Raw genomic sequence first — 20,255 nt, 5'->3', positions numbered from 1 at the left:
TCGACGTTCGTGTGCGGGATGGGGATCGCTCGACTCGTCTGTCGGCTAGTATCCGCAGATGCATGCTTGACGGTCCCTCCACCCTGGCTCCTACATACCTCGTAGGAGCCGGGAGGAACATACAAGCCATGCTCGACTGCCGCCCTCGAAAACACCCGTGAACACGAATGTGAAAAACGGTTGACGGCCTCTGAAAAGCCCCTATAATGAGCGGCTCAGCAACACACCGGGCGGTTAGCTCAGCGGTAGAGCATTGCCTTCACACGGCAAGGGTCACAGGTTCGATCCCTGTACCGCCCACCATGTTGCAGAACGAAAGAAGCCTCCAGCAATGGGGGCTTTTTTGTTGCCTGTGATTCCGTAGTGCCCGCCGAAGCGATCACCGTTTCAGCCGAGGTCCTCCAGCAGCTCGCGCGCGATCATCGCCGTTGCATCCAGCAGGTCGTGACCGCTGCCGGCCCGCACCACCACCGCCAGCAGGCTACGGCCCACATCGGCATTGCCGCCGCTCAGTTCCATCTCGCCTTCAAAGCACAGATCGGCCAACCATTCATGGGCCTGCTGCAGTCCGCGCTTGCGGACGCGGCGGAACTCCGCGAGCAGCTTCGCCTGGCCGGCCTCCTGCTCACCATCGGCAAGCAGGCCGATGGCACCGCCGTGCGCCGCGCGCCAGATGGCCGGTAGCGGGCGACCGTTCGCGTCCACCAAGTCCGCCGAGAACTGCGCGCAGTACATTTCGTAGCGCTTGCCCGCTGTGCTGCAGGGCACGATGCCGGCCTCGGCCAGCAGGCGTTCGGCTTCATCCAGTTTGCTGAACTTCAAGCGCAGCAGTGCAGGACGGCTCAGGTGTTGTGCCAGCGCCTGCTGGTTGGCGGTGAACCAGACGTTCCAGCCCACGCTTGCGCGGCCTTCCAGTGCGGCCTTGAAGTACTCCAGGTATTCGGCGTCCATTGCGGTCTCCTGCGCTCCCTGCTCGATTGTAGCGGGCGCATATCCGGGCCGGTCAGGCGTCGTCGCCGGAGAGGCAATGATGTGCCTCGCGTACCAGCTGTCGCGCGGCCACGATCAGCCCGTCGGTGTGGAAGGCGCCCAACTGTTCGTCCGGATCGCCTTCGTTACGCACGTGGGCGGGCCCGTGCTACGAATGGAAGCAGAGGGTTCCATTCCTGCGCTGTCCCGCAGCCACGGGCAGGCGTAGTCTCAGCCCGTTGCCATGCCCATCCACACTGGAGTGCCACCATGCCGCTCGCCCGCATTGATCTTCGCAAAGGTAAATCCGCCGACTACCTGCAACGCGTCGGCGAAACCATCTACCAGGCCATGCGCGCGGTGGGCGTGCCGGAGAACGATCGCTTCCAGATCTTCCAGCAACATGAGCCGGGCACGTTGATCTATGACCCCGGCTACCTGGGCGTGGACCGCACCGACGATTTCATCTGCATCCAGATCACCTGGAACGAAGGGCGCACGTTGGAGCAGAAGAAGGCGCTGTATGCCGGCATCGCCGATGGACTGCACGCGGCGGTGGGTATCCGCCGCGAGGATGTGTTCATCAACCTGGTGGAAGTGAAGCGGGAAAACTGGTCGTTCGGGAACGGGCAGGCGCAGTACGTGAGTTGATGCGCGAAGCGCATCCACGCATGGCATGGATCCACAGCGTGGTGGGCGTGCGCAGGGAGGGCGTGCCCATCGCTGTGGCCGGCAGCACAGCCCTGCGTCACCGTGTCGCAGGGGGCAAACCCTGAACCGGGTCCAAGGTTGGTCAGGGCCCCGTAGAATGGCGGCGTGCGTCGTTCTGTCCTCCACCGCCGGTTCCAGGCCCTGGCATGGCTTGCCATGCTGCTGGTGCTGCTCGCCCCGCTGGTGAGCCGCTGGCTGGCGCACGGTCACGTGGCTGCTGCAGTGCCGGCGGCGGCGATGGACCACGCGATGCACGCAGAGCATGCGCAGCACGCGATGGAAGGCCATCACGACCACCACGCGATGGCGATGCCGCACGGCGAGGCCGCAAAGAAGCCACCTGCCGATCCACACGCCGATCATGAGATGGGCGTGGACTGCGATTACTGCCTGATCGCTGCACGGCTGATCACTCTGCTGGTGGCGGCAGTGCTGCTGTTGGCGCCGATGGCACCGGTGTGCCGCGCGCTGCGCGGTGCGGTGCGGGCGTTGCCGCAACGGATCAGCGGCACATTGGGAGCGCGTGGGCCGCCGGCACTGATGGCTGCCTGAGCCGCACGCGCGTTGCATTGAACATTTTTCCATGAGGTTGCCGGCCACGGCCGGTGCCCGCACGCGCGTGTTTGTCCCTTTCTGATTGCTGCCCTGCCATTGCGGGGTGGCCTTGCATGCCGTGAACAAATGAAAACGAACCCCAACTCCGCGCACCTGCGCCGGGCGACGCTGCCTGTCCTGTGCGCGTTGCTCATGCACGCCGCGCCCCTGCTTGCCGCTGATGCGGCACCACCGACCACGCTGGATACCGTGCGGGTGGTCGATACCCGCAGCGGCGAGCTGTCTTCCACCGCCAGCGCAGGCTCTGCGTTGGGCCTGAGCGTGCTGCAGACACCGGCCAGCCTGACGGTGATTTCGCGCGAGCAGCTGGAGCAGCGCGGCGACAGCAACCTCAACGATGCGATCAGCCGGGCAGGTGCGATCAGTGCCATGCCGCACCCGGGCAATGGCCTGAGCGCGCTCTCCAGCCGCGGCTTCACCGACGGTGCCTCGGTGATGCGCCTGTACGACGGGCTGCGTCAGTACGGCGGCGTGGGCATCACCTTCCCGTTCGATACCTGGTCGATCGAGCGCATCGAAGTGCTGCGCGGGCCGGCGTCGGTCATCCATGGCGACGGTGCGATCGGCGGCGTGATCAACATCGTGCCGAAGAAGCCCTCGCGCGGTGCCATCGAAAACGAGATCAGCGTGACTGTGGGCAGCGAGGACACCGCGCGGCTGGGCTTCGGCAGCGGTGGCGCGCTGACGCCCGAGCTGGCCTACCGGCTGGACGTGAGTGGCAACTACAGCGGTGGCTGGGTTGATCGTGGGCGCAGCAGTGACGCGACGTTCTCCGGTGCATTGCTGTGGCAACCGCGTGCGGACCTGCAGCTGACCCTCACCCATGCGCAGGGCTACCAGCAACCGATGCGTTACTTCGGCACGCCGCTGGTCGAGGGCCGCCAGCTGGAGGCGCTGCGCCACCGCAACTACAACGTGGACGACAGCCAGATCCGCTATCGCGACCGCTGGACCCAGCTTGATGCGCTGTGGACACCGAACGCGAACGTGGAATGGCGCACGCGCCTCTACCAGATCGACAGCCAACGCGATTGGCGCAATGCCGAGGCCTATGTTTACAACCGCGCCACCGGCTTGATCGATCGATCGGGCAACACCGAGATCACCCACAACCAGGACCAGACCGGGCTGACCTCGACGCTGCGCGTGCAGGGAACGGCGGGTGGCCTGCAGAACAACTTCGCGGTGGGCCTGGACGCCAACCGCGTGCACTTCAAGCACACCAACAACACCTATGCCGGCAGCTCGGGCCCGGTCGATCCGTTCGATCCGGTGCCGGGCCAGTTCGCCAGCGACGCGCCGAACCTGCCGCGCTACCGCAACCGTGCCGAGCAGTACGCGCTGTTCGTGGAGGACCGGCTGGCGCTGAGCGAGCGCTGGTCGGTGCTGGGTGGCCTGCGCCACGACCGCGCGCGCATTGATCGCACCGATCTGATCAGCGGCCAGAATGCGTTCTCGAAGACCTACAGCAGCACCGGCTGGCGTGCAGGCACGGTATTCGCGCTGCAGCCGACGCTGAGCCTGTATGCGCAGTACTCGCAGGCGGCGGACCCGGTCAGTGGCCTGTTGATGATCAGCCCGGCCAACGGTGCCTTCGACCTGGCCAAGGGGCGGCAGATCGAGGTGGGCCTGAAGCAGGCCTTCGATGGCGGCGAGTGGACGCTGGCGGCGTATCGCATCCGCAAGACCGGGCTGCTCAGCCGCGATCCGCTGGTGCCGGACCGCCGCGTGCAAGTGGGCGCGCAGACCTCGCGTGGTATCGAGGCGTCGCTGAACTGGAACGTCGCGCCGCACTGGACGCTGGATGCCAACGCCACGGTGCTGAAGGCCGAGTTCGAGGACTTCCTGGAAACCACCGGTTCGCCGCCGCTGCTGGTGTCGCGCGATGGCAACGTGCCGCCGAACGTGGCCGAACGCCTGGCCAATGTGTGGTTGAGCTGGCAGTTCGCGCCGGACTGGAGCGCGGCGGGTGGCGTTCGCTATGTCGGCAAGCGCTACGCCGACAATGCCAACACGCTGGAGTTGCCCAGCTACAGCACCACTGACCTGGCGCTGACCTGGCAGGCAGCACCGCGCACGCGGCTGTCCGCGCGATTGTTCAACGTGTTCGACAAGGCGTACTACGCCACCGCGTACTACACCAGCACGCAGTGGCTGCTGGGCGCGGATCGTCGCGTCGAGTTCACCGTCGACCATCGCTTCTGAGGACGCGCACCATGTCGCTGCGATCCACTGCCAAGCGCTGGACCTACCTGGTGCACCGTTGGCTCGGCATCGGCGGATGCCTGCTGATGCTGTTGTGGTTCGTCAGCGGCATGGTGATGTTGTTCATTGGCTACCCGAAGCTGACGCCCGGTGAGCGGCTGGCGGCATTGCCGGAGCTGGGTGAGGTCTGCGATCTGCAGGGGCTGCCGGTACTGCCGGCGGCGGTGCAGGCCGAGCCGGAAAGCGTGGCGCTGACCACGCTGCGTGGCGAGCCTGCGTATGTGGTGCGCAATGGCAGCAACGTGGGTGCCTGGTCGGCGTACACCGGCCAGGCCCTGCTGCCGGTGTCGGCACAGCGCGCCGAAGCATCCGCTGCACAGTTCGCCGGCGGCCAGGCGTTCGTGGGTGCGACGCGCGTGGACGAGGACCGCTGGACGCATTCGCGCGCGCTGGATGTGCATCGGCCGCTGTATCGCGTCGAGGTGGGCGGTACACAGCCGGGCGACCTGTACGTGTCCTCGCGTACCGGTGAAGTGGTGCTGGACGCACCGCATGTGCAGCAGCGCTGGAACTATGTGGGCGCCTGGCTGCACTGGCTGTACTTCCTGCGCATGCAGTCGGTGGATCCGGTGTGGACGTGGGTGGTGATCGTGTTGTCCGCGCTGTGCACGTTGGCGGCGGTCAGCGGCATCGTGGTGGGCGTGTGGCGCTGGCGTTTCCGTGGGCGCTACCGCTCCGGTGCGAAGACACCGTACGTCGAACCGTGGATGCGCTGGCACCATCTGATCGGGCTGGTGGCTGCGGTCTTCGTGTTCACCTGGATCTTCAGCGGGCTGATGTCGATGAATCCGCTGGGGGTCTTCAGCAGCACGCGTGAAGCGATCGACAGCGGGCGCTATCGCGGTGGCGCGGTGATGGTGGATGGCGCGCTGGGTGAGCCGGCGAAGCTCATGGCAGTGGCCGAGGCTGAGCGCTTCCAACCGGTCGAGATCCAGTGGCGCCGCATCGGGGGCGAGCTGTTCGCGGTGCTGCTGGACGGGCAGGGCGAGACCCGCATCGTATCCGGCAGTAATGGGCATCTGCAGGTGGCGCGCCTGCTGTCGGCAGCGTGGCTGCAGCAGAAGGTGCGTGCGCTGTCCGATGCGCCGATGCAGGGTTTCGTGGTGCAGAAGGCAGCGGATGCCTACTTCTATCCGCGTGCGCCCGAGGCCATGAATGGTGCAGCAGTTCGCCGCTTCCCGGTGGCGGTGGCGGATTTCGGCGATGCCGAGGCGACGCGCGTCTATCTCGATCAGGCCACCGGCGACCCGTTGCTGACGATGGGGCATCGCGAGCGCGTGGGGCGCTGGTTGTTCTACTTCCTGCACAGCTGGGACCTGCCGGCGATGCTGCGCCAGGAAGGTGCCCGGCTGGCGGTGTTGCTGCTGCTGAGTGCTGCTGGCACCGCGCTGTGTGCCACGGCGACGGTGATCGGCTATCGGCGATTGCGGATGAAGCTGCGGCACAGGCGGCGCTGAGGCCCTGGGCTACATCCGCAGCCAACGTGTGGACACGGCCACCAGCAACAAGGCGGTGGCCACGCCGATGAACGCAGCGATCAGGCCGAAGTGGTTGGCAGCAAAACCGATCAGTGCTGGGCCAGCAAGGATGCCGGCGAAGCCCAGCGTGGATACCGCGGTGATCGCCAGCGCACCCGGCATGCGGGTCTGGTGGCCGGCCAGCGAGAACAGCGCGGGCGCGATGTTGGCGCAGCCGAGGCCGACCAGCACATAGCCGATCAGCGACGCCTGCCACGGCGTCACCAGGGTCAGCACCAGCACTCCCGCGGCGGCGAGCAGCGCGCCGAACACGATCGCGCGCTCACGGCCTACGCGTGCCACCAGTGCGTCGCCGAACAGGCGCGCCACGGTCATGGTCAGGGTGAAGGTTACATAGCCGATACCGGCGAGGCTGGCATCGACGCGACGCACATCGCTGAGGAAGACCGCGCTCCAGTCCAGCATCGCGCCTTCACCGAGGAAGGCGACGAACGCCAGCACGCCGATGAACAGCACGATGCCGTGCGGCAGGGCCAGCATCGGTGCGTCGTGCGGCATGCGTTCGCTGTGCCAGTTCGCCGCCGACAGCAGCATCACCAGCAGCATGGCGCCGACGCCGATCAGCACCGATGCCAGTGGCGGCAGCTGTGCGGACAACAGCACGGTCATGGTGGCCGCGCCGAGGAAGCCGCCGATGCTGAAGAAGGCATGGAAGCCGGACATCATCACCCGCCGTGCTTCGCGCTCGACGATGACGGCCTGCACGTTCATCGTGCAGTCCATCGCGCCCACGGCGGCGCCGAACACGAACAGCACCAGCCCCAGCGTCCAGGCCGAACCGGCCAGCGCCAGGCCGGGCACGGTCAGGCAGATCAGCAGGCTGCTGGCCACCATCACCCGCCGGCAGCCCAGGCGTGCGGCCAGTACACCGGACAGCGGCATGGCCAGCAGCGAACCGGCACCGAGGCAGAGCAGCACCAGGCCCAGCGTGGCGTCGTTGATGTCGGTGCGCGCTTTGGCGAATGGCACCAGGGTGGCCCACAGCGCAGTGGCGAAGCCGGGAATGAAGAACGCAGCGCGGGTCGCGTGCTGTTCGGCACGCGCGCGGTTGGCAAGGGACATGAGCGGTACGGTCAGGGCGGAGTGGGGTGTACCGCGATGCCTGCGGCGCGGAAGCGCGCGGCCAGCGCCGGCGGAGCCGAGGTGGTCAGCACCAGATCGTCGATTTCATCGAGGCTGGCGATCTGCCAGTTGCCGCGGGCACCGAGCTTTTCAGTGGTGGCGGCGACGATGACGCGGCTGCTGCAGGCCACCATCGCGCGTTTCAGCGTGGCTTCTTCCGAATCCATTGCCCAGACGCCGGTGTCGCCGTCCACCGCGCAGGGGCCGGGCAGGTATACGTCGGCGCGCAGGCGCTGCACCTGCGCCAACGCTTCAGCGCCGACCGCGCCGCCACCGCTGGCCAGGCGGCCGCCGATCAGCTGCACCGAAGTGCCTTCGAGCATGCTGGCGGCGGTGGCGATCTGCGGAGCATTGGTGATCACCGTCAGGCCGAGAGCGGTCGGTAGCTGCTGGGCGATCGCCAGGTTGGTCGACCCGGCGTCGAGCAGTACGACCTGGCCGGGCTGCAGCAGCGCGCAGACGCGGGCGGCCAGCTCGGCCTTGTCGCCGCGGTCGCGGGTCAGGCGCTCGCGCAGCGGCCGTTCCTTGGGGGGCGGCAGCACGGCGCCGCCGTAGACACGCTGGCACAGGCCTTGGGCGGCCAGCTCGCGCAGATCACGGCGGATCGAATCTTCGGAGACGGCATAGCGGCGCGCCAGTTCGGCGGCGACCACGCGGCCCTGCTGGCGCAGTTCCTCGAGGATCTGCAGGGTGCGCTGGGCGGGGAGGGGGCTGGGATCGGAGCTCATGACGCAAGTCTGCACGTTCGTGCATTAACGTGCAACAACGTGCATTTGGCGGGCGTGGCCACAGATCGGCTGGACTGCCGGTGAACCCGACCGCGCCAGCGTCTATGGATCGCCCTCGCGGCCCGGCATCATGGCGGGGCACCTGGCATGGAATCCACGATGTCTCCCACCGTTCACCGCAAGCTGCGCATCGGCGCAGACCAGTACACCGGCCAGAAAGTGGTCGACCAGCAGTTCCACGAATGCGATTTCTCCGGCGCTGACCTCACCGCCACCGAGTTCATCAACTGCAGCTTCTATGACGCTGAAAACCGCGCCGGTTGCCGCTTCAACGGCGCCACATTGAAGGAAGCCAGCTTCCGTAGTTGCGACATCAGCATGTGCCACTTCAGTTTCATCAAGGCGCTGGGCCTGGAGATCAGCGAGTGCCGTGCGCAGGGCGCGGATTTCAGCAACGCCAGCTTCATGAACCAGATCACCACGCGCAGCTGGTTCTGCAGCGCGTTCATCAAGAAGTCGAACCTGCGCTATGCCAATTTCTCGCGAGTGACGCTGGAAAAGTGCGAACTGTGGGAGAACCGCTGGGATGGCGCGAACGTGAGCGGTGCCAGTTTCGCCGGTTCGGATCTGTCCGGTGGCCAGTTCGAGGGGATCGACTGGAACAGTGCCAACTTCACCGACTGCAACCTGACCAACTCGGAGCTGGGCGAGCTGGACCTGCGCAGCACCAATCTGCGCGGCGCCACACTGGATGTGCAGCAGGTGGCGCTGTTGATGCAGCGCATCGGCATTACCGTGGTGCCGTAGGCATCATCCGGCGTACGCCACCCAGCCCTTGAAGCTGAAGCCGGCGTAGAACAGCTCCACGTTGTCGAAGCCGGCCTCCTGCAGTAGCACAACCTCCTGCTCCGGCGACAGCAACGGCAACCGTTCGGCAATGGCGTCGATCGCGCGCTGCGCATCGGCGTGGGCAACCCCCGAGGCTTCGGCGAACGCCGCGTAGCGCTGCAACCAGCGCAGCTTGCCGGCCGGGTCCTGTGGCACGCTGTGGTGCGCCACCACCAGCGGCGCGCCGGGTTGCAGGCGCCGGTGCAGTTCGCGCAGCGTGTGCAGGCGCTGCCCGGCATCGAGGAAGTGCAGGGTCAGCAGGCAGCTGGCACCGTCGAAGCGCACGTCCGGGGCATCGTCGATGTAGCCTTCCAGCAGTTCGACGCGTGCGTTCAACGGGCCCAGTGTCTGCTCCGCCAGGGCCAGCATCGGCGCGGCCGGGTCCACGCCCAGCAACTGCCAGCCCGGCTGCGCCTCGGCGAAGGCTTTCAGCTCCAGCCCGCCCCCGGCACCCAGCACCAGCACGCGGCCCTGTGCGGGAACGCGTTCGGCCAGCAGCAGGCGGCACATCTGCTGCAACGCGAGGAAACCGGGCACCTGGCGCAGCGGTGCTTCGGCATAGCGGGCCACCGCCTGCGGATCGGAGAACGTGGACATGCGCGGATTCCTGCGGCGGGGGACATACCACTGTAGCGCGGCGCGCAAGGGGCATTGCGCGCCGCTGCCGCACAGGCAGGGCAGGGCTCAGGCCGCTGCGGCCTCAAGCACGTCTTCCAGCCGCACCTCGCCGAGGAATCCACCGCCGCTGGTTGCCGGCTGCTGCGCTTCGATGGCGTGGGCGAACTGCACGCCGGCGTCGTCCTGCAGGCGCTCGAACAGCTGCTGCACCCTTGGGAACTCGCGTCGATCGACCACCTGGTGATAGTCGTTCCAGCGCGCGATGCCTGCGAAGTAGGCGTCGGCAAAGCTGCGCTGTTCGCCCAGCAGCCACGGGCCCGTGCCGATCATCTGCTCCAGCGCCTGGTGGGCGTGGCGCACCTTGGTCGTGCCATAGGCACGCAGCGCCTCGCCTTCATCGCCTTCCGCATGCTCCAGTGCGTGCCAGAGCGGCGCGTAGGCACCGAAGAAACTGGTGTTGAGATAGGCCAGCCGATGGTTGAGGCGATCGAAGCCGGAGGTGCCCTGTGCGAAGCCCAGGCCCTGTGCGATGCCCTTCGCGGCCAGGTGGTTGAGGATGGCCAGGCTCTCGCTGAGCAGCTCGCCCTGTGTGGTTCGCAGGGTCGGGGTTTCGCCCAGTGGATTGAGGCGGCGGTAGTCTTCGCCCTGCACCTGGCCGGGCATCTCGATGCGGCACAGGTGATACGGCTGGCGCAGCCACTCCAGCGCGATGATGGAGCCGAACGAGCAGCCCGAGGGCACGCCGTAGAAGAGGATCGGGGTCATGGCAGGTTTCCGGTTCGAGCCGCGATGCGGCGGGTGAGGAAAGCGTGCCCGCGTGGACATTGCTCCGGAAGCCGTCCGAATGGCATCCTGAAGTCTACATATGTGGACGTTGCGCATGCTCAACCTCAACGATCTGGCCCTGTTCGTGACTGCGGTGGAGCAGGGCGGTTTCGCCGCAGGCGGGCGCCATCTGGGCCTGCCGCGCTCGACCCTGAGCAAGCGCGTGGCGCTGCTGGAAGAACAGCTCCAGGTACGGCTGCTGCAACGCAGTTCGCGCCGCTTCGCATTGACCGAGGTCGGCCAGGAGTTCTTCGAGCGCGCACGCGCAGCGTTGTCTGAGGTCGAGGTCGCCGAGGCCATCGTCCGCGACCGCCAGGCCGAACCCAGCGGCACCGTACGCATCAGCGCTTCGATTCCGGTGGTGCAGGGCGAGCTCGCCGCGTGCCTGCCTGCACTGGCCCGCCGCTATCCACGGCTGCGCATCGAAGTTGAAGTGAGTGATCGTTTCATCGATCTGGCTCAGGAGGGCATCGACATCGCTCTGCGCAGTCACTTCGGTCCGCTGCCGGATTCCGGGTTGGTGCAGCGAATGCTCGGCAGCGAGCGCATCGTGCTGGTGGCGTCCCCTGGCTATCTGGCAGCCGCGCCGGCAGTGGATACGCCCGAGCAGCTACGTGCGCATGCCGGCCTGCTGACCGCGCGTCATGCAACGCGCTGGACGCTGCACGGCCCCGACGCCCGCACCGTGCAGGTGGAGCCGAAGGTGGCGCTGGTCGGCAATGAATCGCAGCTGCTGATCGCGGCGGCCGAAGCGGGTCTTGGCATCACCGTGTTGCCACACAGCCTGTGTGCCGCAGCCCTTGCCGCCGGCCGCCTGCAGCAGGTGCTGCCGGCGTGGCATGCCGGCGAAGTGACCACCAGCGTGCTGCTGCCGCATCGTCGCGGCCAGTTGCCGGGCGTGCGCGTGGTGGTGGATGCGCTGGTCGCGCATTACCAGCTCAACGCAGCGCGCGCGCCAGTACCTGCCAGATCCTCGGGTCCTGGCACTGCGAAACGTTGAAACGTACATAGTCAGCCGCGCGCTGCGACTGGCTGAACGCGTTGCCCGGTGCCAGCACGATGCCCTCGCGCAGGCATTGCCGGGCCAGTGCGGCGGCATCGCGGCCATCGGGCAGCTGGCACCACAGGAACAGCCCGGCTTCCGGCTGCAGCCACGGCGTGATGCCCAGCGCCTGCAGCTTCCGCAGCGTGTGCCGGCGCGCATCGGCCAGGCGCGAACGTACCGACTGCATGTGGCGGCGGTAGCCGCTGTCGGTCAGCGCGATGTGCATCAACTGCATCGCCAGGTGACCGCCGCCGAAGCTGGTGGCCAGCTTCAGGTCGGTCAGCGCCTCGATCCAGTCATGGCGCGCAGCGATGTAGCCACAGCGCGAAGCCGCCGACAGCGTCTTGGAGAAGCTGCCGACGTGGATCACCCGCGACAGTCCATCGAGCGCGGCCAGCCGCGGTGCAGGCTGCAGTTCGAAGTCGGCGAAGATGTCGTCCTCGACGATGATCAGTTCATTGCGTTCGGCCAGGCCCAGCAGGCGGTGCGCGGTGCTGGCGGAAAGCACCGCGCCGGTCGGGTTGTGCAGGCCTGAGTTGGTGATGTACAGCCGCGGCGTATGCGCCTGAACTGCCTGCGCGAACGCCTCCAGGTCCGGGCCGCTGTGCGTGTACGGCACGCCGATGGCCTGCACCTGGTGCGCCTTCAGCAACGCGTGGTAGTTGAAGTAGCTCGGGTCATCCACCAGCACGCAGTCGCCGGGCTTGAGCAGGAAACGGCAGAGCAGATCGACCGCGTGCGTACCGGATTCGGTCAGCAGGATCTGCTCCATCGGCGCATCGATGCCCAGCGCCGCGCTGCGCCGTTGCAGCAGCTGGCGCAATGCGGGCAGCCCGAGCGGGCCGGCGTAGTCGACCAGCTGTGATGCATCGGCACGTGCGAGCCGACGCAGGCCGCGGCGCACGCCATCGTGATACAGCCAATCACTGGGCATCCAGCCGCAGCCCGGCTTGAGGTGGCCCGCCGGCGTTTCCAGCGATTGCCGCGACACCCACAGCGGATCCACCGCGCGGTCCAGCCGCGGCTCCATTTCAGCCAGCGCCAGCGGTGCGGCCGGCCCACTGACGTAGAAGCCGGATCCTGCGCGCGCACTGATCAGGCCTTCGGCGGCCAGGCGCTCGTAGGCCTCGACCACGGTCGAGACCGACACCCCCATCGCCGCCGCCTGCGCACGTACCGAGGGCAGGCGGGAGCCGGGGCCATCCACCCGCGCACCGATGCGGGTGCGGACGGTCTGGATGACCGATTCGATGCGGGTGAGCGAACGTGGCATGGCGGAACCGTAGTGGAAGTGTGGGCAGCACAGTTACTTGCGACTGTACTGGATTGTAGCTGGGGTCGTTCCGCGCTGGATGCTTCCATACAGGTCCAGCCGGGCATCGTCCGGCACCTTCAGGAGTACAGGTGTGGAACGGTCGGCGAGTGGTTGGATCAATGGCTTCATCGGTGTGGTGATCTTCGCGGGCTCCCTGCCGGCCACCCGCTTGGCGGTGCTGCAGCTGGACGCCGGATTCGTCACTGCTGCACGCGCGACCATTGCCGCTGTGCTCGGCCTTGGCCTGCTCCTTCTGCTGCGCCAGCCGTGGCCGCGGCGCAATGACCTGCCAGGCCTGGTGGTGGTCAGTCTGGGGGTGGTGGTCGGCTTTCCGCTGTTGACCGCGCTCGCGCTGCGGCATGCGTCATCGGCACACACCATCGTGTTCCTCGGCCTGCTGCCACTGAGCACTGCGGTGTTCGGCGTGCTGCGCGGCGGCGATCGACCGCGCCCGGCATTCTGGTTGTTCTCGCTGCTGGGCAGTGCCTGCGTGGTCGGCTATGCGGTGCGCAACGGCATCGAGGCCTCGCTGCAGGCTGACCTGCTGATGCTGGCGGCGATCGTGGTGTGTGGGCTCGGCTATGCCGAAGGTGGTCGACTTGCCCGCCACCTTGGCGGTTGGCAGGTGATCAGCTGGGCGCTGCTGCTGGCGTTGCCGGTGATGCTGCCGCTGACAGTGCTGATGCGCCCGGCCTCGTTCACCGCGGTCGGTGCGTCGGCGTGGTGGGCGCTGGGCTACGTGGCGGTGTTCAGCATGCTGATCGGCTTCCTGTTCTGGTACCGCGGGCTGGCCCAGGGCGGCATCGCCGCTGTTGGCCAGCTGCAGTTGCTGCAGCCGTTCTTCGGCCTGGCCCTGGCCGCGCTGCTGCTGCACGAATCGGTCAGCCTCAGCATGGTGCTGGTGACCGTGGTCGCGGTGATCTGCGTCGCCGGCGCGCGCCGCTTCAGCCGCTGAGCGAAAAAGGGGACGGAGGGGATTAAGTCGTTTCAGGCACGGTAGGGTGAGTTACGACTTAATCCCCTCCGTCCCCTTTTCCGGTGATAGCGAGAGCGTATCGTGGCCGATGGTCAACGGTATTGGCGGGGGCGGTGAGCTTGGCTGAAGCTGTGCGCATGAAGCCGATTTCGCATATTTCCTTCGAGGGCCAGGTGGGCCTGGTGACCGGTGCCGCGGGTGGGTTGGGCCTGGCCTACAGCCGCCTGCTGGCCGAGCGCGGTGCGCAGGTGGTGATGCATGACGTCGGTGCCGGTACCGATGGCCGCGGCGCCGATCCACAGCGCATCCTGCGCAGCGTCGAAGCGCTGCAGCGGCAGGGTTTGCCAGTGCAGGCCGCAAATGGTCCCATCGATCATCGCAGCGGTTGCCATGCGCTGGTGCAGGAACTGCTGCAGGCGCACGGCCGCATCGACTTCCTGATCCACAACGCGGGCTGGGTCGAGTACCAGCCACTGGAAGCGATCGAGGACGATGCGTTGGAGCAGATGCTGTGCCTGGCCGCGAAGACGCCGTTGTGGCTGGCGCAGGCGGCGTGGCCGGCAATGCGCGCGGCGGGCGGTGGGCGCATCGTCATCACCACGTCCGATCGCGCGCTGTATCCGCAGTACGCACAGCGCGGGCTGTCCGCTTACGCGATGGGCAAGCTGGCCGCGCTTGGTCTGGTCAATGTGCTGGCACTGGAAGGTGCCGAGCATGGCATCTTGGTCAATGCGGTTTCGCCGGTGGCAAAGACGCGCATGTGGGGCATCGAGGGTGAGCCCGATGAGCTGCATCCGGAAGCTGTTGCGCATGGTGTGGCCTATCTGGCATCCACGCGCTGCCAGGACGGCGGCTGGGTGCTGCGCGCAAGCAACGGCCAGTTCCACGCACTGCGCATGCAGGAGGCCGAGCATGTGGCATACCCAAGGGATCTGCGCGCGGTCAGTGCCGACAGCATCGAGTCGGTGGCGCTGCAGTGGCCGGCCATCGCCCGCGCCAGCGTCGACGTGCGCGGCTGAGGGCGTACCCTAGGCGGGTTCCCACTGCCTGCTTCGAGATGATCGACCTGCGCCTGCTTCGCCAGTATGTGGCCGTGGCCGAAGAACTGCATTTCCACCGCGCCGCCGCCCGCCTGCACATGTCGCAGCCGCCGCTGACCGCGGCGATACGACGGCTGGAAGACGAGCTCGGAAGTGAACTGATCGTGCGCGGCAACCGCACGCTGGGCCTGACCGTGGCCGGGCAGACCTTGCTGGTGGAGGCGCGGGCAACGCTGCAGCAGGCCGAGCAGGGGTTGCAGCGCACGCGCGAAGCTGCAGCGGGGCAGTCCGGCAGCCTGCGCGTAGGCTATGTCGGCAGTGCGCTGTATGGCCGCCTGCCAGGTTTGATCCGCCGCTTCCGCCAGCAGTACCCGCAGGTGCAGTTGCACCTGCAGGAAGCCACGTCGCGCCAGCAGCAGTTGTGGCTGCGTGAGCAGCGCATCGACGTTGGCGTGTTGATTCCACCGATTCCCGCCGCCGAGCTGGTACTGCACGACTTCGACCATGACCGCCTGGCGATTGCGCTGCCGCGCGCTCATGCGCTGGCCGACGCGCCGGAGGTCAGTGTGGCGATGCTGGCTGAAGAACCGTTCGTTTCATGGCCGGCGGGCGAGGGCATCGGCTTCCACGCGCAGGTGCTGGGCCTGTGCACTGCGGCGGGATTCACCCCGCGCGTCGTGCAGGAAGCGCAGGGCATGCATGCGGTCCTGTCGCTGGTGGCGGTGGATGCCGGCGTGGCGATCGTCCCGGCCAGCATGGCCAGCTTCCGCCCGCAGGAGATCGTCTATCGCGTGCTGGAGGACGAAGCAGCGCGTTTCGACCTGCCGTTCTGCAAGCGGCCGGAACAGCCATCGCCGGTGCTGCGCAATTTCCTGCAGACGGCGGGCACCAACTGATTCTGTGGACCTGCTACGCCTTGTCGCCCTGGAACAGATGCGCAACGGCATAGTCGATGAACACCCGCAGGCGTGCGCTGGGATGGCGCCCACCGGGCCATAGCAATGAGAACTGCCCCTGGTGCGTGGGCAGTGCAGGCAGTACCCGTTGCAGGCGGCCATCGGCCAGCGCGTCGGCTGCGAGGAAGTCAGGCATCCAGGCCAGGCCCATGCAACCGATCGCAGCGGCCAGCACGGCCTCCATGTTGTTGCAGGTCATCGCCGTGGGAAGGCGCGCTCCAGCATCGCCTTCGACGCCCGGCAGCTGCCAAGGGTGCAGCTTTCCGGTGGTGGGGTAACGGAAGCGCAGCGCGGTATGCAGGCGCAGCTCGCTCACATCACCGGGCGTGCCGTGCGCCTGAAGATAGCCGGGCGCCGCACAGAGGATGAAACGAAAGCCACCCAGTCGCCGCGCGGTCAGGCTGGAATCGGCCAGTTCACCGCTGCGTATCACCGCGTCGAGGCCTTCGCTGACCACGTCGACGATGCGATCGTTGAAGTCCAGTTCCAGCTGCACCTGCGGGTAGCGTTGCTGGAAGCCAGGCAGCACCGGCAGCAGGAAGCGGTAGCCGATGGTGGGCAGGCCGATGCGCAGCAGCCCGCTGGGGGCGTGCTGTCGCTGCGCCAGGTCTGCCTGCGCTTCGGAAAGTTCATCCAACGCACGCCGGCAGCGCTGCAGCAGCAGTTCGCCTTCGTCGGTGAGGTGCACGCGGCGGGTGGTGCGCTGGAACAGGCGCGTGCCGAGTTCCTGTTCAAGGCGGGCGATGCGCTTGCCCACGGCCGACGCGGAGAGGCCGAGGACGCGAGCGGCGCCGACGATGCTGCCTGCTTCGGCGGTACGGACGAAGGCCAGCAGGGCAGAGATGGAATCCATGCGGGGCATGATTACGGAACATCGGGCCGCAATCAACGTCCATCGATCCTGTTTTTCTGGAATAGCGGCCTGTCCATCATCAATGCCCCTGATGGATGGAGGCCCACATGGCCCCGGTTTCGATGCTCCCCGTACCTTCCCACACGCAGCAGCGGTGGGCGCTGCTTGCCGTCTGCCTGGCCGCGCTGGCGCTGCCGTTGTCCTTCTCGGCCGGTGCCGTCGCGGTGCCGGCGCTGGCCCGTTCCGCGGCGTCGTCGCCCACCGCGCTGGCCTGGGTGACCAATGCGTTCATGCTCACCTTCGGCAGCCTGTTGCTCGCTGCCGGTGGCCTGGCCGATCGCTATGGCCGACGGCGGTTGTTCCTGCTGGGTACCGCGGGCTTCAGCATCGCCACTGCCGTCGTCTGCCTTGCGCCCACGCTGCTGTGGCTGGATCTGGCGCGCGGGCTGCAGGGCGTTGCCGCTGCAGCGGCGCTGGCGTCCGGCACCGCTGCGCTGGCGCATGCCTGGCAGGGGCCGGTGCGTGCCCGTGTGTTCGCCCTGCTGGGCACCACATTCGGTGCGGGGCTGGCGCTGGGGCCGCTGCTCGCGGGTCTGCTGCTGCAGGCGTTGGGATGGCGCAGTGTGTTCGCCGCGGGCGGTGTACTGACGCTGGCGGCGTTCGCCGTGGGCGCGCGCGCGTTGTCCGAAAGCCATGGCGAACGCGGGCGGCTGGATGTCGGCGGCATGCTGGGCTTCAGCCTGATGCTGGCGGCGTTGACCCTGGCCCTGCTGTGGCTGGGTGAATTCGGCCTGCATGCCATGCGCGTGCAACTGGCGCTGTTGGCGACGCTGATGCTGGGCGGGGTATTCGTCTGCATCGAACGGCTGCACCGCTCACCGTTGCTGGACCTCTCGCTGTTCTCGCAACCGGCGTTCCTCGGTGTCCAGCTGCTGCCGGTCGCAACCTGCTTCGGCTACGTGGTGCTGCTGGTGGTGTTGCCTCTGCAGCTGTTGGGCGTGCATGCACAGAGCGCGACATTGGTCGGGCTGCAGATGCTGGCCCTGTCCGCGCCGATGCTGGTGCTGCCGATGCTGGCCGCGCGCTGGGCGGAACGCGTTGGAAGTACGCGGCTGTGTACGCTGGGCCTGCTGGTCTGTGCCTCTGGGTTGTACCTTTTGTCGCGCCACGCATCGCATCCGTCGCCCTCGCAGTGGGTGCCGTTGCTGATGCTGATCGGCGGTGGAACGGCCTTGCCGTGGGGCTTGATGGATGGGCTGTCGGTCAGCGTGGTGCCGGTGCAGCGTGCGGGCATGGCCGCCGGTATCTTCGGAACCGTGCGGGTGGCCGGTGAAGGCATCGCATTGGCCGCAGTCACGGCCTTGCTTGCGCTGCTGATCGGCTACCAGCTGCAGGGAGCATCGCCTGCATCGCTGGCGCGTGCCGGTGCCTATCTGGCCACGGGTGCGCATGCACAGGCACAGGCACTGCTTCCGGCGATGAGTGGCGCACAGCTGCAGCAGGCCAGTGCCGAGGCGCTGGCGATACTGCTGCGTGTCCTGGCGCTGCTGACCGCCGCATGCGCGGTGCTGTTGCACCTGCTGCTGCGGCGGCCAGCGTTGGCCGTGATCAGAACCGATAGCTGATGGTGCCGGTCACCACGCGCGGGTAGCCGGCGAAGCAGTCGCCAAAGGTGCGGCACGGCGCGTAGTAGCGCTTGCCGGTGAGGTTGGTGATGTTCAACGCCATCGTCCAGTCGGTCACCTGCACTTCCAGCAATGCATCGGCCAGCGTGTAGCTGGGCGTGACAATGCGCCCGCCATTGCCCAGCGACACCGTGTTGCCGACATGGCGCACGCCCAGGCCCAGGCGCAGGCGTGCGGCATCGTCCAGTTGGAAGCCCTTCGAAACCCAGGCCGAGGCCAGGTCCTGCGGGGTGTCGTTGAGGCGCTGGCCCACTTCCAGTGCGAAGTTGCTGCGGCTGACCTCAGCCTCGTTGCGCGCAACGGCAGCGGTGATTGTGAGGTCGTTGGCGAACTGGAACTGCCCTTCCAGCTCCACGCCCTTGGAGCGGATCTGCCCGGTCTGCACCACGTTCAATACGTTGTCCGGGTCGTTGGTCTGCCGGTTGGTTTCGGTGATGCGGTACGCCGCCAGCGTCAGCAGCAGGCTGCGCGCCGGTTGCCACTTGATGCCGGCCTCGGACTGGCGGCCGCGCATCGGCTTGAAGGCGCTGCCGAACAGATCCTGGCCGGATACCGGCAGGAACGATTCGCTGTAGCTCAGGTAGGGCGAAACGCCTGCACCAAGTTCGCCGATCAGCCCGGCGCGGTAGGTGGTGGCATTGTCGGTCTGGCTGGGCTGGCCTTCGGTCTTCGAGCGTGCATGGTCGCGGCGCGCGCCCAGCACCAGCGAGACACGGTCGGCCCAGCGGATCTGGTCCTGCACATAGACACCCAGCTGGGTGGAGGTCTGGTCCGGCTGACGATCCCAGCCACGCACGATCGGTGCGACCGATACCGGGGTGTAGATGTCGATCGGCGTGCCGGTGGCGTCCAGCCGCTGCAGCTGCTCCTTGTATTGGCTGTAGTCCACGCCGGCCAGCAGCAGATGCTGGAAGGCACCGGTGGCGAAGTCGAACTGCAGCGCATTGTCGGCGCTGAAGATCTGCACGTCGGGGCGGGTGCCATAGGCCGTGCGGTTGACCACGCGCCGATCGGCGTCGATGAAGGGATCGGCCGGATTGCTGTAGCTGTCCACGTACATCTGCTGCAGAGTGGTCCTGCCATCGATGTAACGCACTGCCGAGCGCAGGCTGAGCGTGTCGTTGAAGCTGTGGTCGAACAGCGCGGTCAGGCTGTAGACGCGCGAGTCGATGCGGTCGAAGTCGGGATCGCCGATGAAGGTGGACGGGGCGAGGCGGCGTCCGGGCGGGGCAAGCAGGGTCGCGGCCAGCGGCAGGAACTGCTGGCTGGAGCCGGTCTTGTCATGCTGATAGCTGGCCAGCAGGGTCAAGGTGCTGCGTTCACCGCGCCAGCTGATCGACGGTGCCAGATAGACGCGGTCATCCTTCAATACATCGGTCTGCATGTTCGATTCACGCACCAGCCCGACGAAGCGGCCGGCAAGCGTACCGGCATCGTTCAATGCGCCGCCGATGTCACCCTGCAGCTGCCTGCGGTCGAAACTGCCGAGCTGCACGCCGACCTCGCCGTTGAGGGCGCCGAAGGTCGGGCGCTTGCTCATTGCATTGATGATGCCGCCGGTGGCGCCGGCACCATACAGCACCGAGGACGGGCCGCGCAGCACTTCCACCCGCTCCAGGCCATAGATTTCCGGGCGGGCGAGGGGGCTGAAACCGTAGCTGCGGCGCAGGCCATCCTGGTACTGCACCGGGTCCAGCCCGCGCACCGAGGTCGCATCGTTGCGGGTATCCAGGCCCCAGGCATCGGCGGTGACGCCGGCGCTGTAGCGCAGCACTTCCTGCAGGTTGTGCGCGCCGCGATCGGTGAACAGCTGCTGGGTGACCACGCTGATCGCCTGCGGCGTCTCGGTCAGGGCGGTGTCGGTCTTGGTCGCGGTGCTGGCCCGCTCGGCCACCACCGTTACCTTGTCCAGGGTGCGCGCCGCCGGGGTGTCCTGGGCCTGGGCGATGGCCGAGGCCAGCAGGGTGGGCAGGGCGAGCGTGTACAGCAGCGGACGCGACGGCAGAGCGGGCATCGGGAGTGATCCGGGAAGGGCGGTGACGGCGGATTATCCGGATGCCCGCCCTCAAATACAAATGATTCCCAAGTGCGATTGATGCGCCCTGG

Annotated in this window: 18 protein-coding genes and 1 tRNA gene; 11 read left to right on the top strand and 8 right to left on the bottom strand. The window is 67.3% G+C overall.

Annotated features, from left to right (window positions below):
* Positions 1-228: 228 nt before the first annotated feature.
* A tRNA-Val gene (locus V3B64_RS19180) sits at positions 229-303 on the top strand.
* An 84-nt stretch (positions 304-387) separates the two neighbouring features.
* On the opposite strand, the gene V3B64_RS19175 is transcribed toward V3B64_RS19180, so the two are convergent.
* The gene (locus V3B64_RS19175; RefSeq protein ID WP_329914711.1) at positions 388-951 is read right to left on the bottom strand and encodes a hypothetical protein; all 564 of its coding nucleotides are present in this window, start codon (positions 949-951) and stop codon (positions 388-390) included.
* A gap of 288 nt (positions 952-1,239) precedes the next feature.
* Between V3B64_RS19175 and V3B64_RS19170 the strand changes: the two genes are divergently transcribed.
* The 4 genes from V3B64_RS19170 (at position 1,240) to V3B64_RS19155 (ending at position 6,017) form a co-directional block, all read left to right on the top strand.
* Positions 1,240-1,620, top strand: a complete 381-nt coding sequence (locus V3B64_RS19170; protein WP_121504031.1) for a tautomerase family protein — start codon at positions 1,240-1,242, stop codon at positions 1,618-1,620.
* Between the two features lie 216 nt (positions 1,621-1,836).
* Positions 1,837-2,232: a DUF2946 family protein gene (locus V3B64_RS19165; RefSeq protein WP_182267840.1), complete on the top strand. Its 396-nt coding sequence runs from the start codon at positions 1,837-1,839 to the stop codon at positions 2,230-2,232.
* A gap of 129 nt (positions 2,233-2,361) precedes the next feature.
* Positions 2,362-4,500: a TonB-dependent receptor gene (locus V3B64_RS19160; RefSeq protein ID WP_329914710.1), complete on the top strand. Its 2,139-nt coding sequence runs from the start codon at positions 2,362-2,364 to the stop codon at positions 4,498-4,500.
* An 11-nt stretch (positions 4,501-4,511) separates the two neighbouring features.
* Complete coding sequence (locus tag V3B64_RS19155; RefSeq protein ID WP_329914709.1) at positions 4,512-6,017, top strand: PepSY-associated TM helix domain-containing protein; 1,506 nt, start codon at positions 4,512-4,514, stop codon at positions 6,015-6,017.
* A 9-nt stretch (positions 6,018-6,026) separates the two neighbouring features.
* On the opposite strand, the gene V3B64_RS19150 is transcribed toward V3B64_RS19155, so the two are convergent.
* Both V3B64_RS19150 and V3B64_RS19145 read right to left on the bottom strand, forming a co-directional pair.
* The gene (locus V3B64_RS19150; protein WP_329914708.1) at positions 6,027-7,160 is read right to left on the bottom strand and encodes an MFS transporter; all 1,134 of its coding nucleotides are present in this window, start codon (positions 7,158-7,160) and stop codon (positions 6,027-6,029) included.
* Between the two features lie 11 nt (positions 7,161-7,171).
* Entirely contained in the window at positions 7,172-7,948 is a 777-nt protein-coding gene (locus tag V3B64_RS19145; protein WP_049400656.1) for a DeoR/GlpR family DNA-binding transcription regulator, read from the bottom strand.
* A 159-nt stretch (positions 7,949-8,107) separates the two neighbouring features.
* On the opposite strand from V3B64_RS19145, the gene smqnr reads away from it, so the two are divergent.
* A complete protein-coding gene (gene smqnr, locus V3B64_RS19140; protein ID WP_121504026.1) occupies positions 8,108-8,755 on the top strand; it encodes a SmQnr family pentapeptide repeat protein in 648 nt (215 codons plus the stop codon).
* A 3-nt stretch (positions 8,756-8,758) separates the two neighbouring features.
* Here smqnr and V3B64_RS19135 read toward each other — a convergent pair whose 3' ends face one another.
* Positions 8,759-9,433: a methyltransferase domain-containing protein gene (locus V3B64_RS19135; protein WP_329914707.1), complete on the bottom strand. Its 675-nt coding sequence runs from the start codon at positions 9,431-9,433 to the stop codon at positions 8,759-8,761.
* An 87-nt stretch (positions 9,434-9,520) separates the two neighbouring features.
* Complete coding sequence (locus tag V3B64_RS19130; protein WP_049421564.1) at positions 9,521-10,219, bottom strand: glutathione S-transferase family protein; 699 nt, start codon at positions 10,217-10,219, stop codon at positions 9,521-9,523.
* Between the two features lie 115 nt (positions 10,220-10,334).
* Here V3B64_RS19130 and V3B64_RS19125 point away from each other — a divergent pair, with 115 nt between their 5' ends.
* Positions 10,335-11,279, top strand: a complete 945-nt coding sequence (locus V3B64_RS19125; RefSeq protein WP_329914706.1) for a LysR substrate-binding domain-containing protein — start codon at positions 10,335-10,337, stop codon at positions 11,277-11,279.
* Here V3B64_RS19125 and V3B64_RS19120 read toward each other — a convergent pair.
* Positions 11,218-12,597 carry a PLP-dependent aminotransferase family protein gene (locus V3B64_RS19120; protein WP_329914705.1) on the bottom strand — a complete coding sequence of 460 codons (1,380 nt, stop codon included), beginning with the start codon at positions 12,595-12,597 and terminating at the stop codon, positions 11,218-11,220. The genes V3B64_RS19125 and V3B64_RS19120 overlap by 62 nt on opposite strands.
* Before the next feature lie 133 nt (positions 12,598-12,730).
* On the opposite strand from V3B64_RS19120, the gene V3B64_RS19115 reads away from it, so the two are divergent.
* From V3B64_RS19115 to V3B64_RS19105, 3 genes are all read left to right on the top strand, one after another.
* Positions 12,731-13,594, top strand: coding sequence for a DMT family transporter (locus tag V3B64_RS19115; protein WP_049463495.1), 864 nt, complete (start codon positions 12,731-12,733; stop codon positions 13,592-13,594).
* Between the two features lie 158 nt (positions 13,595-13,752).
* Positions 13,753-14,634, top strand: coding sequence for an SDR family oxidoreductase (locus V3B64_RS19110; RefSeq protein WP_329914704.1), 882 nt, complete (start codon positions 13,753-13,755; stop codon positions 14,632-14,634).
* A 38-nt stretch (positions 14,635-14,672) separates the two neighbouring features.
* Entirely contained in the window at positions 14,673-15,551 is an 879-nt protein-coding gene (locus V3B64_RS19105; protein ID WP_293794962.1) for a LysR family transcriptional regulator, read from the top strand.
* A 13-nt stretch (positions 15,552-15,564) separates the two neighbouring features.
* On the opposite strand, the gene V3B64_RS19100 is transcribed toward V3B64_RS19105, so the two are convergent.
* Positions 15,565-16,464: a LysR substrate-binding domain-containing protein gene (locus tag V3B64_RS19100; protein ID WP_201118303.1), complete on the bottom strand. Its 900-nt coding sequence runs from the start codon at positions 16,462-16,464 to the stop codon at positions 15,565-15,567.
* Positions 16,465-16,571: 107 nt separating this feature from the next.
* Here V3B64_RS19100 and V3B64_RS19095 point away from each other — a divergent pair, with 107 nt between their 5' ends.
* Positions 16,572-18,089, top strand: coding sequence for an MFS transporter (locus tag V3B64_RS19095; RefSeq protein WP_121504091.1), 1,518 nt, complete (start codon positions 16,572-16,574; stop codon positions 18,087-18,089).
* On the opposite strand, the gene V3B64_RS19090 is transcribed toward V3B64_RS19095, so the two are convergent.
* Positions 18,073-20,163 (bottom strand): TonB-dependent siderophore receptor, encoded by a 2,091-nt coding sequence (locus V3B64_RS19090; protein WP_329914702.1) that lies wholly within the window; start codon positions 20,161-20,163, stop codon positions 18,073-18,075. The two genes, V3B64_RS19095 and V3B64_RS19090, sit on opposite strands and share 17 nt — an antisense overlap.
* Between the last annotated feature and the right edge of the window lie 92 nt (positions 20,164-20,255).

This window comes from Stenotrophomonas sp. SMYL86 (genome assembly GCF_036320025.1).
GTDB classification, from domain to species: domain Bacteria; phylum Pseudomonadota; class Gammaproteobacteria; order Xanthomonadales; family Xanthomonadaceae; genus Stenotrophomonas; species Stenotrophomonas maltophilia_A.
Note: the sequence above shows the minus strand (reverse complement) of the source record. Positions and strands in the feature narration are given on the sequence as shown.

Excerpts from the sequence above, each read along its gene's own strand:
- smqnr (WP_121504026.1), top strand. The coding sequence starts at position 8,108 with ATGTCTCCCACCGTTCACCGCAAGCTGCGCATCGGCGCAGACCAGTAC.
- V3B64_RS19135 (WP_329914707.1), bottom strand. The coding sequence starts at position 9,433 with ATGTCCACGTTCTCCGATCCGCAGGCGGTGGCCCGCTATGCCGAAGCA.
- V3B64_RS19105 (WP_293794962.1), top strand. The coding sequence starts at position 14,673 with ATGATCGACCTGCGCCTGCTTCGCCAGTATGTGGCCGTGGCCGAAGAA.
- V3B64_RS19150 (WP_329914708.1), bottom strand. The coding sequence starts at position 7,160 with ATGTCCCTTGCCAACCGCGCGCGTGCCGAACAGCACGCGACCCGCGCT.
- V3B64_RS19160 (WP_329914710.1), top strand. The coding sequence starts at position 2,362 with ATGAAAACGAACCCCAACTCCGCGCACCTGCGCCGGGCGACGCTGCCT.
- V3B64_RS19125 (WP_329914706.1), top strand. The coding sequence starts at position 10,335 with ATGCTCAACCTCAACGATCTGGCCCTGTTCGTGACTGCGGTGGAGCAG.
- V3B64_RS19110 (WP_329914704.1), top strand. The coding sequence starts at position 13,753 with ATGAAGCCGATTTCGCATATTTCCTTCGAGGGCCAGGTGGGCCTGGTG.
- V3B64_RS19170 (WP_121504031.1), top strand. The coding sequence starts at position 1,240 with ATGCCGCTCGCCCGCATTGATCTTCGCAAAGGTAAATCCGCCGACTAC.
- V3B64_RS19095 (WP_121504091.1), top strand. The coding sequence starts at position 16,572 with ATGGCCCCGGTTTCGATGCTCCCCGTACCTTCCCACACGCAGCAGCGG.
- V3B64_RS19155 (WP_329914709.1), top strand. The coding sequence starts at position 4,512 with ATGTCGCTGCGATCCACTGCCAAGCGCTGGACCTACCTGGTGCACCGT.
- V3B64_RS19145 (WP_049400656.1), bottom strand. The coding sequence starts at position 7,948 with ATGAGCTCCGATCCCAGCCCCCTCCCCGCCCAGCGCACCCTGCAGATC.
- V3B64_RS19120 (WP_329914705.1), bottom strand. The coding sequence starts at position 12,597 with ATGCCACGTTCGCTCACCCGCATCGAATCGGTCATCCAGACCGTCCGC.
- V3B64_RS19165 (WP_182267840.1), top strand. The coding sequence starts at position 1,837 with ATGCTGCTGGTGCTGCTCGCCCCGCTGGTGAGCCGCTGGCTGGCGCAC.
- V3B64_RS19100 (WP_201118303.1), bottom strand. The coding sequence starts at position 16,464 with ATGGATTCCATCTCTGCCCTGCTGGCCTTCGTCCGTACCGCCGAAGCA.
- V3B64_RS19090 (WP_329914702.1), bottom strand. The coding sequence starts at position 20,163 with ATGCCCGCTCTGCCGTCGCGTCCGCTGCTGTACACGCTCGCCCTGCCC.
- V3B64_RS19130 (WP_049421564.1), bottom strand. The coding sequence starts at position 10,219 with ATGACCCCGATCCTCTTCTACGGCGTGCCCTCGGGCTGCTCGTTCGGC.
- V3B64_RS19175 (WP_329914711.1), bottom strand. The coding sequence starts at position 951 with ATGGACGCCGAATACCTGGAGTACTTCAAGGCCGCACTGGAAGGCCGC.